Source organism: Streptomyces morookaense, from assembly GCF_013030945.1.
Taxonomy (GTDB): Bacteria; Actinomycetota; Actinomycetes; order Streptomycetales; family Streptomycetaceae; genus Streptomyces; species Streptomyces morookaensis.
Genome location: NZ_JABBXF010000012.1, coordinates 159,406 through 175,246, shown reverse-complemented (window position 1 = coordinate 175,246; position 15,841 = coordinate 159,406). Strand labels below are relative to the sequence as shown.

The 15,841-nt window shown below is 72.0% G+C and carries 15 protein-coding genes; 4 read left to right on the top strand and 11 right to left on the bottom strand.

Features of this window, described 5'->3' with window-relative positions:
• The first annotated feature begins 150 nt into the window (after window positions 1–150).
• On the top strand, window positions 151–837 hold the full coding sequence (locus tag HG542_RS07630) for a thiaminase II/PqqC family protein (protein ID WP_171079312.1): 687 nt from the start codon (window positions 151–153) through the stop codon (window positions 835–837).
• Window positions 838–915: 78 nt separating this feature from the next.
• Here HG542_RS07630 and HG542_RS07625 read toward each other — a convergent pair whose 3' ends face one another.
• The 6 genes from HG542_RS07625 to HG542_RS07600 are packed head-to-tail and all read right to left on the bottom strand — an operon-like array spanning window position 916 to window position 6,187.
• Complete coding sequence (locus tag HG542_RS07625) at window positions 916–1,602, bottom strand: SDR family NAD(P)-dependent oxidoreductase (protein WP_171079311.1); 687 nt, start codon at window positions 1,600–1,602, stop codon at window positions 916–918.
• Complete coding sequence (locus tag HG542_RS07620; RefSeq protein WP_229922603.1) at window positions 1,599–1,985, bottom strand: avidin-fold protein; 387 nt, start codon at window positions 1,983–1,985, stop codon at window positions 1,599–1,601. Before HG542_RS07620 ends, HG542_RS07625 begins: the two co-directional genes overlap by 4 nt.
• Window positions 1,982–3,367 carry an FAD-binding oxidoreductase gene (locus tag HG542_RS07615; RefSeq protein ID WP_171079310.1) on the bottom strand — a complete coding sequence of 462 codons (1,386 nt, stop codon included), beginning with the start codon at window positions 3,365–3,367 and terminating at the stop codon, window positions 1,982–1,984. The genes HG542_RS07620 and HG542_RS07615 overlap by 4 nt, the downstream gene beginning before the upstream one ends.
• Complete coding sequence (locus HG542_RS07610; RefSeq protein ID WP_171079309.1) at window positions 3,364–4,425, bottom strand: NAD(P)/FAD-dependent oxidoreductase; 1,062 nt, start codon at window positions 4,423–4,425, stop codon at window positions 3,364–3,366. The genes HG542_RS07615 and HG542_RS07610 overlap by 4 nt, the downstream gene beginning before the upstream one ends.
• Before the next feature lie 38 nt (window positions 4,426–4,463).
• Complete coding sequence (locus HG542_RS07605; RefSeq protein WP_171079308.1) at window positions 4,464–5,834, bottom strand: class I tRNA ligase family protein; 1,371 nt, start codon at window positions 5,832–5,834, stop codon at window positions 4,464–4,466.
• Complete coding sequence (locus HG542_RS07600) at window positions 5,831–6,187, bottom strand: cupin domain-containing protein (protein WP_171079307.1); 357 nt, start codon at window positions 6,185–6,187, stop codon at window positions 5,831–5,833. The genes HG542_RS07605 and HG542_RS07600 overlap by 4 nt, the downstream gene beginning before the upstream one ends.
• A 127-nt stretch (window positions 6,188–6,314) precedes the next feature.
• On the opposite strand from HG542_RS07600, the gene HG542_RS07595 reads away from it, so the two are divergent.
• Window positions 6,315–6,794, top strand: coding sequence for a hypothetical protein (locus tag HG542_RS07595; RefSeq protein WP_171079306.1), 480 nt, complete (start codon window positions 6,315–6,317; stop codon window positions 6,792–6,794).
• Window positions 6,795–6,837: 43 nt separating this feature from the next.
• Here HG542_RS07595 and HG542_RS07590 read toward each other — a convergent pair whose 3' ends face one another.
• Together HG542_RS07590 and HG542_RS07585 are read right to left on the bottom strand one after the other, a co-directional pair.
• The gene (locus HG542_RS07590; RefSeq protein WP_171079305.1) at window positions 6,838–8,415 is read right to left on the bottom strand and encodes a right-handed parallel beta-helix repeat-containing protein; all 1,578 of its coding nucleotides are present in this window, start codon (window positions 8,413–8,415) and stop codon (window positions 6,838–6,840) included.
• Window positions 8,416–8,619: 204 nt separating this feature from the next.
• Window positions 8,620–10,371 carry a tryptophan halogenase family protein gene (locus HG542_RS07585; RefSeq protein WP_171079304.1) on the bottom strand — a complete coding sequence of 584 codons (1,752 nt, stop codon included), beginning with the start codon at window positions 10,369–10,371 and terminating at the stop codon, window positions 8,620–8,622.
• A gap of 159 nt (window positions 10,372–10,530) precedes the next feature.
• Between HG542_RS07585 and glnT the strand changes: the two genes are divergently transcribed.
• Entirely contained in the window at window positions 10,531–11,916 is a 1,386-nt protein-coding gene (gene glnT / locus HG542_RS07580; RefSeq protein WP_229922602.1) for a type III glutamate--ammonia ligase, read from the top strand.
• 60 nt (window positions 11,917–11,976) lie between these two features.
• On the opposite strand, the gene asnB is transcribed toward glnT, so the two are convergent.
• The 3 genes from asnB to HG542_RS07565 all read right to left on the bottom strand — a co-directional run bounded on the left by asnB (window position 11,977) and on the right by HG542_RS07565 (window position 15,219).
• On the bottom strand, window positions 11,977–13,836 hold the full coding sequence (gene asnB, locus HG542_RS07575; RefSeq protein ID WP_171079303.1) for an asparagine synthase (glutamine-hydrolyzing): 1,860 nt from the start codon (window positions 13,834–13,836) through the stop codon (window positions 11,977–11,979).
• Window positions 13,824–14,591, bottom strand: a complete 768-nt coding sequence (locus tag HG542_RS07570) for a TenA family protein (RefSeq protein WP_171079302.1) — start codon at window positions 14,589–14,591, stop codon at window positions 13,824–13,826. The genes asnB and HG542_RS07570 overlap by 13 nt, the downstream gene beginning before the upstream one ends.
• Before the next feature lie 139 nt (window positions 14,592–14,730).
• Complete coding sequence (locus HG542_RS07565; RefSeq protein WP_171079301.1) at window positions 14,731–15,219, bottom strand: hypothetical protein; 489 nt, start codon at window positions 15,217–15,219, stop codon at window positions 14,731–14,733.
• Window positions 15,220–15,351: 132 nt separating this feature from the next.
• Between HG542_RS07565 and HG542_RS07560 the strand changes: the two genes are divergently transcribed.
• Complete coding sequence (locus HG542_RS07560; protein ID WP_171079300.1) at window positions 15,352–15,813, top strand: MarR family winged helix-turn-helix transcriptional regulator; 462 nt, start codon at window positions 15,352–15,354, stop codon at window positions 15,811–15,813.
• Window positions 15,814–15,841 lie beyond the last annotated feature (28 nt).

Sequence of the window (15,841 nt, the reverse complement as noted above, 5' to 3'; positions counted from 1 at the left end):
GCACGGCGCACTGGCGTCCCGCTGCAGCGGCGCTCGAGTCGCCGCCACCGCCCTCGAGCCGCGCTCCAGGGCCGTCCCGAATGCTGCTGAGCCGGTGCCGGGCCTCCAGCGTCCGGCCGGCCGTGCCCGCGACAGGAAGGGATGTCAGCCGTGCTGCACCAGGAATTGAACGAACTGGCCGAACCCGTGTGGAAGGAGGCGGTGGACCATCCGTTCTGGGCGGGGATCCGGGACGGTTCGCTGCCGCCGCGGTCCCTGACGGTCCTCGTCGAGCAGAGCGCGGGCCATCTGCTGCCCGCCTACGCCCGGGCGCTGGCCAGGACGGCGGCGGCGACCCGATGGGAACACCACGTGAGCCTGCTGGCCCGGGCGGCTGTGGACACGGTGCAGGCGGGCGCGCGACTGCTCGGGGCCCACAACGGGATGTGCGCGGAGATCGGCGCGCCGCCTGCCGACCCCACGGCGGCCGTCGCCGCGGCCACCCACGCGCACACCGCCTTCCTGCATGCGGCGACCGACAGTTCGGTTGCGGCCGGCATGGGGGCGCTGCTGCCGCTGGCCTGGTTCCAGCAGCGGATCACCGACGACCTGCGCGCCCGGCGGCAGGCCGGCTCGCGGTACGAGGCGTGGACGGAGATGTACCACCCGGGGTCCGCCTACGCCCGCACGGTCTCCGAACTGGTGGCTGCCTACGACGAGTTGGGCGAGCTGATGTCGGGGCCCGGCCGCACGGAACTCGTCACCTACTTCACCATGGGCCTGCGCTACACGCACGCGGTCACCGAGGCCGCGTGGACGCACGCCGACTGGCCGACGAGGACGTCGGGCACCGTCTGAGCAGCACCGCCCTGCCGGGCCGGCCCTGGCACAGGGCCGGCCCGACAGGGCTGACAGCATCCGGTGTGCACCGCGCCGTCACCAGTCGATGACCGTGTCCCGGCGCAGGAACACCCCGGTGGGACCGTCGTCGGGGAGCGTCGCCGCATCCGCGATGTGGCGGGCCGCCTCCTCCGGCGTCTGCTCCGCGTCCGGCCGCATCCGGGTGCGGACCAGGCCCGGGTTGATCGCGTTCACCAGCACCCCGGTCCCCTTGTTCTCCTCGGCGAGCATGGCGGTGAGTGCGTTGAGCGCGACCTTGGAGGCCGTGTATCCGGGGCACCGCGCCGCGGGTCCGTAGGCGAAGGACGCCGCCCCGCTGGAGACGTTGACCACCCGGCCCCAGCCCCGGGCCACCATGCCCGGCACCACGGCCTGAGCCGTCCGCCAGGCGCCCAGCAGGTTCACCTCCAGGGCCCGGCGCACGAGTGACAGGTCGACCGTGGACGGCGCCGCGTCCCAATCCAGCAGCACACCCGCGTTGTTGACGAGGATGTCGACCTCTCCCGCACGGCGCGCTGCCGCGCACACCGCGTCCGGGTCGGTCACGTCGAGGGCGAGCGGCGCCACCGCACCGCCCAGTCCGGCGGCGGCTTCGGCAGCGGCGTCCCCGTCGCGCGCCGCGAGCAGGACCCGATGCCCGCGCGCGGCCAGTTCCCGCGCCACGGCGAGCCCCAGACCGCGGTTGGCGCCGGTGACCAGCGCGGTCCGGCCGGTGGCGGTCATGCGTGCACCTCCTCGATGAACGAAGTGCCGCGCGAGCCGTCCGCGCGGCACCACTCCTCGCGCAGCCGCAGCCGCCCGTCCGGCAACTGCTCGGGGTGGCTCACGCAGTTGCCCGACACCACGGCGCCGTCCGTGAGCACCTGGCAGTACGCGGCGGTGATGACCCCGCCGGGGCCGCAGCGTCCCACCAGCCGGCCCTGCCGCACCGCACCGCCCGAGAACTCCGCCCACACCAGGTCGCCCGTCTGGTGGTAACTCCCGACCGGGGTGCTCTCCGGGTCGTCCTCGGCCGCCGTCCCGGCAGCCGAGGAGCGGAAGGACAGCCCGTCGTAGCGCCCCTGCGGTGTCACGCGTGCGGGCACGCCCGTGTTCGCCCGGCTCATCGCGTCACCCCCGGAAGCAGGGAGTATCCGGACCGGAAGAAGCCGTCCGGGTCCAGGCGTTGCTTCAGCCGGCGCAGCCGGGCGAAGTTCTCCGGGCCGTAGGTCTGCTCCCCCCGGGCGGCGGTGAGGCCCTCGTGGTTGGCGTAGTTGAGATAGCCCTCCCCCCAGGTGCTGTACGGCTCGGCCAGCCGGGAGACCGAGCGGGCCCAGTCGCGCTGCTGGGCGTCGGCGTCGTGCAGTCCCGAATCCCAGATGGCCATGCCGGTGATGTTGAACCGGGCCGACCGGAACGGCACTGCGCCCGGCACCCGGGCTCCGGAGCGCACCGCCCCGTGGATCGGCTCTATCAGGACCGTGTCGTTGTACGGGTCGGTGATCCGCGCCGCGGCGAAGCGCTCGGCAAGCCCCTCGACCAGGTCGTCGGGCAGGCCCGTCGTGCAGCGGGCGCTCCAGTAGTGACGGAGGCCGAACGGCAGGCGGCCCAGGCACAGTTGCATGGACACGTACGAACGGTCGGCGATGCGCCAGTCCAGCGGGGTGAGGGTGGTGCGCAGCACCTTGTCCAGGGTGACCCGGTATCCGGGGTCGTCCCCCGCGTAGCAGACGCTCATCACGGCCGCGGGCTTCTGCATCGGGCCGTGCCGCTCCAGCAGCAGAGTGCAGGTCAGGTCGTCGGGCGCATCCTGCATCAGGTCCCGGAAGAGCCGGATGGCGGGCGCCGGGTCCTCGGCCGGGTAGGCGACGTAGCCGCCGTAGACCAGGGGGACGTGGTGCAGCCGGAAGGTGAACCGGGTGACCACGCCGAAGTGGTGGCCGGCGCCGCGCAGTGCCCAGTCGATCTCCGGGTGGCACTCGGGCGACACCGTCAGTATCTCGCCGGAGGCGGTGACCAGTTCGTATGCAAGAACATTGTCACAGGTGAGGCCATAGCGTCCCATGAGGTGGCCGATGCCCCCGCCGAGGGTGAGGCCGCCGACGCCGGTGTCGTCGAAAGTGCCGCCGGTGGTGGCCAGTTGGTGTGCTCCGGCGGCAAGGTCGACATCCGCCCAGACGGCGCCGCCGCCCACCTGCGCGGTGCGGCTGTCCGGGTCCACCCGGACCTGGTCGAGCAGCCGCAGGTCGATCACCACACCGCCGTCGGCCGACCCGGCCCCGGCCACGTTGTGGCCGCCGCCGCGTACGGCGGCCGGCAGACCGGTCTGCTGCGCGGCCAGTACGGCGGCACGCACTTCGGCGGTGTTCCGCGGCAGGCAGACGGCCACCGGGCGGTGGTCGTGGGCCCCGTTGAACAGGAGCCGGACCCTGTCGTAGGCAGGGTGCTCCGGGGTGACCACGTGGCCCGGGCAGGCGTCCTCCAGCAGACCGCGCACATCGGCGCTCATGACATCTCCCTCGGTGTACAGGTGGGGTGCGGGACCGGGGCGCGGAGACGGGCCGACAGGGTGTCGGCCGCCTCGTGGGACGCAGCGAGCGCCAGCTTCGCCGAACCCCCTCCGCCGCCGGTGAAGAGGAACAGCCGGCCGGATCCGTCGGCGACGGGTGCCAGGGCGAGTTGCCCGGACGGACCGTAGGCGTCGACGGCGGCCACGGGGCGCACGAGCCGCTCCAGCGACAGGCCGGGCAGGCGCCGGGCGGCGGTGGTCCGGACGGCCCGCTCCTCGCGGGCCAGAAAATGCGGGGCACCGGCAGCGGCCCCCCAGCGCCGGGTGGGCAGACCGAGCAGCATCCGGTCATCGCCCACCGGGCGGCCGTACAGGCCCGTCGTGGCGTCGACGAAGGGTGGCGGACGGCGCCCCGCGGTGCGGTACACGGCGCACTGGACGACCTTGGTGCGCAGGCCCGGGCCGTCCGCCGGCAGTCCCAGGGCGTTCAGCAACGGCCCGGTCCAGGCGCCGGTGGCCAGCACCAGTGCGTCCGTCTCGCCCGTGATCGAGCCGACGCCGTACCGGACACCGCCTTCACCGGTTCGTGCCACCGTGTGCAGGCGGCCGGGGGTGACGGCCGTGCCCCGGGCGGCGAGATCCGCGCACACGGCACGGCGCAGACCATGCGGCGAGATGTGCCCGGCGACGGGCTCCCACACGGCCGCCGCGCCGTCCGGCAGGCCGTGGATGCCGTACTCGGCGGCCAGTCGACCGGCGTCGTACCACCGCGCCGTCGGCGGCAGAGCGGCGACCGGCGCGTCGGCGCCGCCGAGGATGTACAGGGACGGGCTCTCGCGGTACCCGGCCCATGCACGCAGCCGCGGGTCGGCGCGCAGCTCCGCCAGGCTGAGCGCGGCCAGGCGCGCCGTTTCGGACCCGGGTTCGAAGGCGCGTACCAGCCCACCCGAGGCTGCGGTCGCGTCCGGGCGTCCGTCCCCGGTGAGGAGCGTGACACGGAACTCCGGCCTGGCGGAGAGCCGCCAGGCGAGCAGGGCCCCCGCCAGACCCGCCCCCACTACGCAGATTCTCGTGCGCCCGACGCCTGGTGTACGCCTCACGGGGACTCCCCGCCCTCCGTCCCGGTCAGCACCCCTCGCAGCACGGGGTCGCCACCGGGGACGAGCAGGCAGCGGGCGGCGAGCGCGGCGTCGAAGTGCTCCAGCGTCAGCGCCTGGGCTGCGCGTTCCCGCGCCATGGAGCGCGCCGCGTCGCCGGTTGCCGCCTCGGCGCCGAAGTCCCACTCGGCGCTGACCCTGCGATAGCGCTCCAGGGTGAAGTCGGTGGAGTGGGGAGCCGGCCGGTCCCAGCAGAGGAAGGCGCGCAGCGCCCGGGGATCGTCGTGCTCCAGCAGTTCGTGGGCCCACACCGCGTGGTTCCGGCTGGTGGAGAACTTTTCGCCGGACAGCCGGTAGAACTCGTTGACCACCAGCCCGCCGATCACCTCCGGCGGCAGTCCGCAGGCGGCGAACAGGGAGGGGAAGAGGACCAGGTAGTAGAAGGCGTTGTCGCGTCCGAGGAAGGCCCACAGCGACTGGACGCCCCGCCAGGCGTCCGCGTGCGCGGCGAGCCCGGCCGCGCCCGGGGCCAGCCGTTGGCCGACGGTGTGGACGTAGCCGAGCGCCATCTCGGCCCAGACGTCGATGCGGTGACCGGGCGTCGCGCCGGATTCGATACCCCAGTCCGTGGGGTAGCTGAGCGGCACCTCGGGGAGCGTCTCCCGGTCCAGCAGACGGTGCAGCAACTGCCGTGCGGCGGGTGACGCCGGGGCCTTCGCCCAGATCCGGCACAGCGTCTCCCGGTACCGTTCCAGCGGCAGCACCGGCCCCCGCACCGTCAACTGTCCGGTCAGCAGCGACCCGCAGCGGGTGCAGCGCGGTTCGAGCAGGTTCCCGGCCGTGGTGTGCGTGCCGCAGACCTCACAGGTGCCGCCCCCCGAACCGGACCCGCAGGAGGGGCAGCGACCTGACACGTAGGCGTGGTGGGGCGTACCGGGGCACCGGGCGCACACCGGTGTCCGCCACTCCCGCACCGGTGCCGTTCCGGAGCCGACGAGCTCCTGCAGGAAGCCGTCCACCGCGGCGCGGTAGGCCGCGTCGCTCAGCGGGTCGGTGAAGACGTCGTGGTGCACACCGGCCCGTTCGAACACCGCGCGGATGCGCGCGGCATGCCCGTCGCGCTCCTCCCGCACCTTGGTGCCCTGCTGCCGGGCCTTGGCCGGCACGTAGTTCTGGTGGTCGTCCAGGCCGCACACGGTCAGCACCCGCTCGCCGCGCAGCCGGGCCGCGCGGGCCGCGACATCCGCCGCGATGTACGGCCCGGCCAGGTGGCCCACGTGCAGCGGACCGTTCGGGGTCGGGGGAGGGGAGAGGAGCACGGTCGCTTTCCGGCCGTCGCCACCCGGACCGGTCGTGGGAGCCGCGGTCATCGTGCCGTCTCCCCGCCGTCCTCGGCCGCGCGCGGCAGCCAGTACACGCTCAGGATGCTCACCGGCTCCTCGGCCGCCGTGATGACGTGCCGTTCACCGGGGGACAGCAGCACGGCGGTACCCGGAGGCGCCGTCACTTCCTTGCCGTCGACGGCGAAGACGGCGGTGCCGGCCACGACGACGGCCAGTTCGACTTCGGGATGCTGGTCCTGTCGGCTTGCGGAATGCGCCGGGACGCGGCACCACATGGCGTCGAACGGCATCTGTTCCGCTTTCGGCCGGTGCTCCCACCGGCCTATGCCGATCCCGTACTCGTGGATCAGCTGTGAATCATCCAGGGTGAACGTCTGCACAGCCAGGCTCCCAGGCGGTAGTCCGTTCCGCGTCGCGCGCGGCCGACGGGAGAAAGGTCCCGGACACCGCTCGAGGAGCACTGGAACGGTCTTGGGCCGGTCGGGGCGACCGTGCCACCATGGCGGCATGGCTTCCGCATTACAGGTGGGGACGCGTCCCACCCCTTACACGCCCCGCTCGGTGCGCACGCTGCGGCACGAGCGGACGGGCGGCTGGACCGTGAAGCGCTACGCGGTGTCGGCGCTGCGGGAGGTGCCTTCCGAGGAGGTCGACGCCTTCGCGCGGACCGCTGTGGGCATGACGCTGCCGCCCGCGCACTGCGAGGGCCTCTCGCATGCCTTCAGCGTGGTGCACGAGGATGCCGACGGGGTGTACGTGGTCGTCGGCTGGTGGAGCGCCAACAGGCTGATCCTGCACACGCGTACCTGGCTGGCCGACTGGTCGGATCTGACGCGGCCGGCCGAGGCGCCGGGCCGTGCGACGGCCTGCGTGTGGGAGATGGCCGCGATGGCGCACGAGCGGGATGCGTGGGTGGAGCACGTGGTCCGCCAGGACCCGCCGGATGTCGACGGGTACCTGGCGGCGGAGATCTCCGGGGAGTACTGAGGCGGCCGGGGCGGCGGGCCGCCCCGGCCGGGGAAACGGAGCGTTACCGGACCGGGCCCCTGTACTGCGGCCGTCCCTGGAAGGCGCCGATGGAAGGGTTGCCCGGCACGGGATTGCCGAAGAAGTCCTGACCGTCGTTGGCGACCGGGGTGCCCGCGTACAGTGCGGGCGAACCGGCCTTCAGCGCGTACCCGTTCGCGTCCCCGGCCCATGTCGCGGTCCCGGGGGCGACCAGCAGCGGGTCCCCGGTGACCGAGTGGCCGTTGTGCGGGGGCAGCGCCGGGATGTGCTCGAAGAGGTTGTGCTGGTAGCAGCTGTACGGGTCCTGGAAGTCCGAGCCCTGGGACCGGCCGACGAAGATGTTGTTCCGCATCGCCACCTGGTTGCTCTGGGAGATCTTCACCATGCTCGGTGCGTTGGGCGCGTAGAAGGTGTTGTTGTCGATGTGCAGATTGGCGACCCCCGTGCAGTAGGAGCTGATCAGGCCGAAGTCCTTGGCGCCCGCGGCATCGTTCTGGCTGATGTTGTACCGGACCACGCCGTCCTTGGTGATCTGCCCGTCGGCCTGGCAGAAGTAGAGGAACCCGCCCTCGTTGTCCCGCGAGTAGTTGTACTCGTAGACGGTTCCCGTGTTGCCGCCCTCCACGGCGAAGGCGATGCCCGGGTAGTGACCTTGGGTCACCGTGTTGTGGGCGAACAGCGTGTGGTCGGAGTTCCAGGCGAAGGCGCCGATGTTGTAGTCCTTCGACCGCATGTTGTACCGGCTGACCGTGTTGTACTCCACCTTGGCCTGACGGCCGTTGAACACCACGATCCCGTCACCGCCGGTGTCCGTCACGGTGTTGTGGTCGATGACCACGCCGTCCGCGGGGACGAAGACGGTCCCCGGCCCGGTGGGGTCCTCCGCCCGGCGCTGCCAGTCCGAGGTCAGGCCGATGCCGACCCGGTCGACGTGCGAGACCTGACTGCCGGTCACGTGGACGTCGGAGAAACCGGTGGGAACGGAGGCCCCGCCCGCCTCGAAGAGGATGCCGCCGCTGGGGTTCGGATACCGGTCGTCGGTACCGTTCACGTCGCGGACGGTGACATGGGACAGCACATAGTGGTGTCCGGTGCCGAAGTCCTCGAGGAGAACCCGGATGCCGGCCCGCTGCGCGGGGGCGGTCCCGGTGTTGGTGACGGTGATGTTCTTCAACTCGTAGTACTGCACGTTGTGCAGCAGGACGGCCGCGGATGCCCCGCCGCCGTCGATGCGGGCCGTGTCCGACCCGTAGGACTCGATGGTGACCGGCATCCCCGGGCTGCCCGAACCGCGCGGGGCGAGGGTGCCTGTGCAGGTCGTGCCGCCGCGCAGCCGCAAGGTGTCGCCCGGTGCGAACACCCGGCTGCCGGCCTTCGCCAGGGTCCGCCAGGCGGTGCCCGGGCCGGTGCCCGCCGCCGAGTCGTCGCCTGCGGCGCAGTCGACGTAGTACGTGGTGCCGACGGCATGACCGATGACGTGCCGTGGTGCGGCCGTCGCCCCGTGGGCGGGACCGGCGGCCGAGGCCGGGGCGGGCACGAACAGAGCCGCCCCGGCGATCAGACCGGCCCAGACCGATCCTGGAACAATCCCCCTACGCACATTTCCTCCGTTTCGCCGACGCGGACGTCCGTCGCCCGGCGCCGGGATGCCCCGCATGGTGGTCCGGGTCGCCGGAGCGCCGCTTGAGAAGGCGTGGATTCCTCTTGGCTTTCACGGATCAATGTGGTAGGTGAATGCTTACGGATCGTGACGACCGGCTGGTCCGGGCCACATGGCCGGATCACGCCGCCGCGGCGTACGGGCTCAGAGCATTCCCAGCCGTTCCGCGATCCTGGTGCCCGCCCAGCTGTCCTCGTCCTGCAGCAGCTGCCGGTGGAGCTCGGGATGCGCGTCGTACACAGCCAGCGCCTCGCCGGTCGGCAGCGCCGCCCGTACCAGCGCGTCGGCGGCCCGCCTGCGTGCCTGCCAGGCTGCCGGCGGCTCGTCCATGGGCAGCATGCGGGTCGGAACCTGCTGGCCCAGCAGCAGGTAGTCGATGCCGTACAGGCCGAAGAAGGTGGGCGTCACCCGGTCCAGCATGTCCCGGACGAAGGCATTGCGGCGGGACAGCGGAGCGCCGCCGGCGTAGACGTCGAGCAAGGGCTGGAAGCCGGAGACATCCGCGCTGTTGCGGCACTCCTGCCAGAACTTGGTGTCCAGGCGGGTGTTGAACCGGTAGTGCAGGCCGAGTAACCAGCGGATCGCGTCCCATTGCTGGCCCAGGGCGGTGTTCACGGTATCGCGCACCTGCGGGCCGTCCCAGGACGCGGGCAGACAGGACACCAGGGTCTGGATCTCGATCCCGATCATCATCAGGCCGGTGGACTCCAACGGCTCCACGAAACCGTAGGAGTTGCCGATGCCCATCACATTGCCACGCCATGCCTTCTCATGACGGCCGCTGCGGAAGCGGACGACCCGCGGCTCGGAGATGCCGGGGAACCGTGCCGCCAGTTCCTCGGCGGCCTCCTCGTCGGATATCGCCGCCGAGGAGTACACGTAGCCGCGGTGGTCGCTGTCCCGGGTGGGAATGCGCCAGCACCAGCCGGCGTTCATCGTGGTCGCCTGCGTGTAGGGCTTGATGTCACCGTGATGGTCCACGTTGCCGGTGACCGCGGAATCGGTGAACAGGGTGCCGGAGTACGGCAGATACGGTGTCTTCAGCGCCTTCCCCAGCAGCTGGGAACGGAACCCGGTGCAGTCCACGTAGAGGTCGAAGCCGAGGTCGCGGCCGTCCGAGGTCCGCAGATGATCCACCCACTCGGGACCGTCGAGCACCACGTCGGCGATCGTGGCGTCGATGTGGTGCACGCCGCGCCGCCGGGCGAGTTCGGTCAGGTACGACACCAGCAGGCCGTTGTCCAGGTGATAGGCGAACGGCACGTACTTCATCAACGACGTCGGCGAGTCCCCGGTCCGGTAGACCGCCGCCTTGTCGGCCATCATGAGCGCCGAGCCGAGCGTGGCCCCGTTGATGGTGCCCGTGGCCGCGATCGCACCCTGGATGCCCACGTTGTCGCTGGACCAGTCGAAGGGGCCCATGAACCCGTCCGGGTGCGGGCCCCAGTCGAACCTGATGCCCACCTTCCAGGTCGGTCGCACCCGGCGGTAGAGCTCCTCGGCGTCGATGCCGAGGTAGTGGTGCAGGAAGAGCGTCATGTAGGTCACGGTGGCCTCACCCACCCCGATGATGGGGATCTGCGGCGACTCCACCAGGGTGACGTCCAGCCACGGGCGTTTGGCCTTGAGCGCGAGCGCGGTGAGGTAGCCCGCGGTGCCACCGCCGATGACGCCCACCCGGCGCACCGCGCGCGGCGTGGAGTCGTCGGGGCGGACGACGTCACCGGCCGACGCCGCCAGCGTCTCCAGCAGCGCCAGGGGCTCCGTCGCGCCTCCGGGTCCCGGAAGCCACGACCGCACCGCCTCGGCATCCTGGGCGGGAAGGGTCCCGAGCAGCCGGTCCAGTGCGTTCCCCGGCCCAGCGGCCAGGCCCCTCTTGAGTGCTTTGTGGTCCATCCGTGCCTCTGCCTTCCTGCGGTCACCGGAACGGGACATGCCGTGCGGGCCCACCGTGAGGTCTCCGGCTCGAGACGCGGTGGAGTGCATTGCGGCGCATCGCCCTAGTGGCTCTCGAGCGGTCCTGGTCACCGTGTCCGGCGGAAGAAACCGACGTGCATGCTCGAAGGCGAGGTCACGATGACGGCACCGACACCACCGGCGAACGCCGAGGAACTGGCTCGCGCGGTCGACCGCGACGGCGTGGAGTTCCTGCTGGTCATGTTCGTCAACCTGCACGGCAAGGCCTGCGCCAAGCTGGCACCGGCACACACCCTCGACCGGCTCCTGGGCGAAGGACTGGGCTTCGCCGGCAACGCGGCCGACGGGCTGGGTCAGAGCTCGGCCGACCCGGACGTCGTGGCGGTACCGGACCCCGCCTCGTACGTCCGGATGCCGCTGCAGGAGAACCTCGGCATCGTCCAGTGCGACCTCCAAGTCGGCGGCGAGCCATGGCCGTACGCGCCGCGCGGCATCCTGCGCCGCCGGCTGGAGCGGCTCGCCGGCCTCGGCCTCGAGCTGAAGGTCGGGGCCGAACCGGAGTACTTCCTCGTGCGGCGCACGGAGGACGGCGGCATCCGGGTCGCGGACGAGCTCGACGACGCGGCCTCACCCTGTTACGACGCCCACGCCGCCACCCGGGCGCTGGACCACCTCACCACGGTGAGCCGGGCCGTCGACGCTCTCGGCTGGGGCAACTACTCCAACGACCACGAGGACGCGAACGGCCAGTTCGAGCACAACTTCGGCTACGCGGAGGCCCTGCGCACGGCCGACCGCATCGTGGTCTTCCGGCATCTGGTGCGGCTCGCCGCGCACCGGGCCGGTCTGGTCGCCACGTTCATGCCCAAGCCGTTCACCGGCCTCACGGGCAGCGGACTGCACCTGCACATGTCGCTGTGGCGGGACGGTGTGCCGGTGTTCGCGGCGCCGGACGACCCCCGGGGGCTCGGCCTGTCGCAGCAGGCGTACGGCTTCATCGCGGGCGTCCTCGACCACGCGCCCGGCCTGATCGCCCTGACCTGCCCGACCGTGAACTCGTACAAGCGGCTCGGCGCCGGTGCGGCGACCCTGTCCGGCTCCAGCTGGGCTCCGGGATACGCCAGTTACGGAGGCAACAACCGCACGCACATGGTGCGGGTACCGGACGCGGGCCGGATCGAGGTGCGCTGCGTGGACTCCGCGGCCAACCCCTACCTCGCCCTCGCGGGCCTGGCGGCGGCGGGCATGGACGGTATGGAGCGCGGAGCCGATCCCGGCGCGCCCGTCTCCGCCGATCTCGAGGGTGCCGCGTCCGTCCCCGGCGCCGGGCCGCTGCGCCCGCTGCCGCCCACACTGCTGCATGCCGTGGAGGCGCTCACCGGGGACGGCGTGCTCCGCGAGGGCCTGGGCAAGACGGCCGACGGGGACTACGCGGACTACTACGCGGCCGTGAAGCGCGCGGAGTTCGACGACTACCACCGCCAGGTGTCCGAGTGGGAGCTGCGCCGCTATCTGCAGGTGTGAGCCGGGGCAGCACAATGCGGCCGGGCCGCCCGGAGACGGGTGGCCCGGCCGCGATGCCTGCTACACCTCGAGGGTGATGCCGTAGTGGCGCAGCCAGAAGTCGACGCCGAGCGCCATCTCCAGGTTGGACCGGCTGTGCCACTCGTGGGCGGTGGGGGAGTCGTCCGCGACCGCCTTGCGCGCCGCGGCCACGTCCAGCAGGGGCAGCACGGGTGCGCCGGGGTCGGCCAGGACCTCGGCCATCGCGTCGTGCAGCGCACGGGTGTACGCGGGGTCCTGGGTGACGGGGTAGGGGCTCTTGGGGCGTTCCAGGACCGACACCGGCAGGAGGTCCTTGCCCGCGGCGCGCAGCAGGCTCTTCTCCCGGCCGTCGAAGGTCTTGAACGACCAGGGGGTGTTGTAGACGTACTCCACCAACCGGTGGTCGCAGAACGGCACTCGGGTCTCCAGGCTGGACGCCATGGCGAGCCGGTCCCCGCGGTCCAGCAGCATCGGCAGCCAGCGGGTCAGATGGGCGTAGCACAGCTCGCGCATCCGGAACTCGCGGGCGTCCTCGCCCGCCTGATGGGGCGTCAGAGAACGTGTCTGCTGAAAGGCGTCCGCGTAGTACGCCGGCATGTCCAGCTTGTCCAGCAGACCGCGCTCGAAGAGGCCGCGTCCCTGCCCGTTGCGGCTGCCCTCCTGACGCTTCTCCGCCTCGATCCAGGGGAAGTTGTCGGCGGCCACCAGTTCACTGTCGTGCAGCCACTTGAACCCCCCGAAGATCTCGTCGGCGGTCTCCCCGGTGAGGGCGACGGTCGAGTGCTCACGGGTGGCGCGCAGCATCAGGTACAGGGAGGTGTCCATGTCGCCCAGCATCGTGGGCATGTCCTGGGCGACGACCGCGGCCTCGCGGGCCGTGGACCCGATCAGGTCGGCGGTGCCGAGGACGATGTCCGTATGGTCGCTGCCGACATGCCGGGCCAGTTCGGCCGCGTACGGGGCATCCGGTGTGTCGCGCTGGTCGTCCGGACGGAAGTTCTCGCTGTAGCCGACGAAGTTCGCCGTGATCGTGCGCACGGGTTCGTCACCCGCCGCGGCCCGGGCCCGGGCGGCCAGGGCGGTGACCACGCTCGAGTCGATGCCGCCGGAGAGCGTGGTGCACAGCGGTACGTCGGCGACCAGTTCGCGGGTGACGATCTCCTCGAGCAGGGAGCGGATGTGCCCGACCGTGGTGTCCAGGTCGTCGGTGTGCGGACGGGCCTCGAGCGTCCAGTAGCGGCGGGTGCGCAGGCCGGAGCGGCTCACCGTGAGCGTGTGGCCGGGCAGCAGTTCCTGCATGTCCCGGAAGACGGCCTGGCCCGGTGTTTTGGCGGTGGAGAACAGCTCCTGCAGTTCCGGTACGCCGACCACCGGCCGGATGTCGGGGTGGGCCAGCAGCGCCTTGGGCTCGGAGCCGAAGAGGATGCCGTCCGGCCGCACGCTGTAGAACACCGGCTTGATGCCCAGGCGGTCGCGGACCAGCACCAGCTGCTCGGTGCGCAGGTCCCACACCGCGAAACCGAACATGCCCTCCAGGTGCTCTGCGCAGTTCTCACCCCATTCCAGGTAGGAGCGGAGTACGACCTCGGTGTCCGAGCGGGTGCGGAAGCGGTGGCCGCGGGACTCGAGTTCGCTGCGCAGCTGTTTGAAGTTGTAGACCTCGCCGCTGTAGGTGAGGACCGCGAGGGTGCGGCCGTTCTCCTCGGCCGTCATGGGCTGCACGCCCCCGGCCAGGTCGATGATCGAATTGCGGGTGTGACCCAGGCCCGCGTGCGGGGCGACCCACACGCCACGGGCGTCCGGTCCCCGGTTTCCCAGGGTGTTGTTCATGGCCTCGACCGTGGCGCGCTCGTGTGTCAGGTCACGGGCGTAGTCGACCCAGCCGGTTATTCCGCACATGCGGTTCGCTCCTCGGTGTCGTCGTTCTCATGGGGTTCGTCGGAAGTGATCCGGTCACGTGGCGGGGCCTCGCGCCGCCACGCCGCGTCCACATGGGCCCACTCGTGGGCGGCGGCCCGGCGGGCGTGGCCGGCCAGCTCCCGGCGGCCGGCCGCCGGGAGCTGCTGCGCGATCTCGTCCACCGTGTCGAGCAGGGTCCCCAGCAGGGCGCGGTAGGTGTCACCCGGGTGCCACTCCTCGATCACTTCCGCATAGCGGGAGGCCGGGGTGCCGCGGGCGAGCAGCTCGTCGGTGACCAGCAGGAACAGCCAGGCGGCCGGTAGTACGGCCCCGGTCCCGGCGGCCAGGGAGCGGGCGGCGCCCGCGCGCAGGAAGCCGGTGTAGCCGACTGTGGTCGGCAGAAGGGGCGGTTCGCCGTCCGCGAGCGGCAGGTCCAGGCGTGCGGCCCATCGGCGCACCCGGGCGCGGCGGCGGCCGGCATCGTCCGCGGTGCCGGTGCTCATCCGGCGGAACAGCAGGACATGGCCGGGGTCGGTGGCGCGTGCCGCGCAGCCGGCGTGGGCGTCGGCGTAGGCGGGCAGCACGTGCCAGTGGTCCTGCTGGAGGAAGTGCGCGAGGGCCCCGGGCGGCAGGGTGCCGTCCGCGAGCCCTTGGTAGAAGGGGTGGTCCACCAGCTTCCGGGCGGTGTGCCGCATGATCCCGGAAAGCTCGGCCCGGACCGGTGGGGCGGACCGGTCGGTCGTCTGGCGCTCCATGCGGATGAGCTTGGCCAGGCGGCCTCGAGGAACGGTTGGACGCGGCTCGGACCGGAAGGCCGCGGCCTGTGCGGGGGAGAGACGGCAGGGAAGGAGGGGGCGATCCGCGCGCGGTGCGGTCGGCGGGCGCCCCGGCGGGTCACCGGGCGTGGCGGGGACCGTGCTCCGCAGCCAGGCGGCGGCCCTCGTGGTACAGCGTCCGGCAGGCGTCGACGAACTCCTGCGACAGACCTTCCTCCGGAGTGGCCGCACCGCCCCGGGCGATGCGGATCTCGGCGTCCCGGAGCTCGCCGGTGAGCCGGACGACCCGGCCGCCCGCGCCGCGCCGGCCGGGCTCGCCGTGGAACTTGGTGCGGCCCACCCGGCGCAGCTCCGAGATGTCGATCACGGCGTCGTCCGGCACCCTCAGCTTCACGGAGGACCGCTCGGAGTCGAGGCAGACCTCCAGGTCGCCGGCGGGGATGCGGTTGGAGCGCAGGTCGAGCTGGACGGAGCTGCGCAGCGCGTGCACGTCGAACCGGCGGGCGTCGGTCCACGCGCCGAGCCGCCTCTCGCTGGTGAACCGGGCCTCGATCCGCTCGGTGGCGCCGGCGGAGGTGTGCGGGTGGCCGAGGTACTCGTCGCTCATGATTGATTCCTTCCGGAGCCTCGAGAATTCCCCGAGGACGCGTCGAGAAGGCCCTCGCCCTCTCGCCATCTGGGCCGACCATCGGTACCTTGATGGTCAAGATAAATTTAGTTTGAAGGTCGAGATACTGGAATGTCAAGCGAAGAAGCGAAGGCGCTCAGAGACGAACTCGCCGATCAGGCCAGGGCCCTGCAGACGGCGGTCGACGCGGTGGACGCGGCTGCCGCCGAGCGGCTGGGGGTCAACCGCACCGACCTGGCCTGCCTCGACGTCCTCATGCAACGCGGCAGCGCCGCCCCCACCGAACTGGGGGCGGCGCTGAAACTGACCACCGGAAGCGTCACCACGATGCTGGACAGGCTGGTCAGGACGGGGTACGTGACCCGTGCCCCCGATCCGGCCGACCGCCGCAAGGCGGTGATCCAGCCGACCGAGCAGGCACGTCGGCGACTGCTCGAGATCTACGGCCCGCTCGCCGAGGAGGGCCGCCGGATGATCGACCGCTACTCGGTGGACGAGGTGAAGCTGCTCCTCGACTTCATGCGTGCCTCACGGGAGGCCCAGGAGCACCACATGGCCCGCATCAGGGGGTGACCGCAGCATGCGATGCCCGCGTCCGCCC

What these genes read in the sequence shown, in the direction of transcription:
- HG542_RS07615 (WP_171079310.1), bottom strand. Translation starts at nt 3,367, where the DNA reads ATGAGCGCCGATGTGCGCGGTCTGCTGGAGGACGCCTGCCCGGGCCAC.
- HG542_RS07565 (WP_171079301.1), bottom strand. Translation starts at nt 15,219, where the DNA reads ATGAGCGACGAGTACCTCGGCCACCCGCACACCTCCGCCGGCGCCACC.
- HG542_RS07595 (WP_171079306.1), top strand. Translation starts at nt 6,315, where the DNA reads ATGGCTTCCGCATTACAGGTGGGGACGCGTCCCACCCCTTACACGCCC.
- HG542_RS07585 (WP_171079304.1), bottom strand. Translation starts at nt 10,371, where the DNA reads ATGGACCACAAAGCACTCAAGAGGGGCCTGGCCGCTGGGCCGGGGAAC.
- asnB (WP_171079303.1), bottom strand. Translation starts at nt 13,836, where the DNA reads ATGTGCGGAATAACCGGCTGGGTCGACTACGCCCGTGACCTGACACAC.
- HG542_RS07620 (WP_229922603.1), bottom strand. Translation starts at nt 1,985, where the DNA reads ATGAGCCGGGCGAACACGGGCGTGCCCGCACGCGTGACACCGCAGGGG.
- HG542_RS07560 (WP_171079300.1), top strand. Translation starts at nt 15,352, where the DNA reads ATGTCAAGCGAAGAAGCGAAGGCGCTCAGAGACGAACTCGCCGATCAG.
- glnT (WP_229922602.1), top strand. Translation starts at nt 10,531, where the DNA reads ATGCTCGAAGGCGAGGTCACGATGACGGCACCGACACCACCGGCGAAC.
- HG542_RS07570 (WP_171079302.1), bottom strand. Translation starts at nt 14,591, where the DNA reads ATGGAGCGCCAGACGACCGACCGGTCCGCCCCACCGGTCCGGGCCGAG.
- HG542_RS07605 (WP_171079308.1), bottom strand. Translation starts at nt 5,834, where the DNA reads ATGACCGCGGCTCCCACGACCGGTCCGGGTGGCGACGGCCGGAAAGCG.
- HG542_RS07625 (WP_171079311.1), bottom strand. Translation starts at nt 1,602, where the DNA reads ATGACCGCCACCGGCCGGACCGCGCTGGTCACCGGCGCCAACCGCGGT.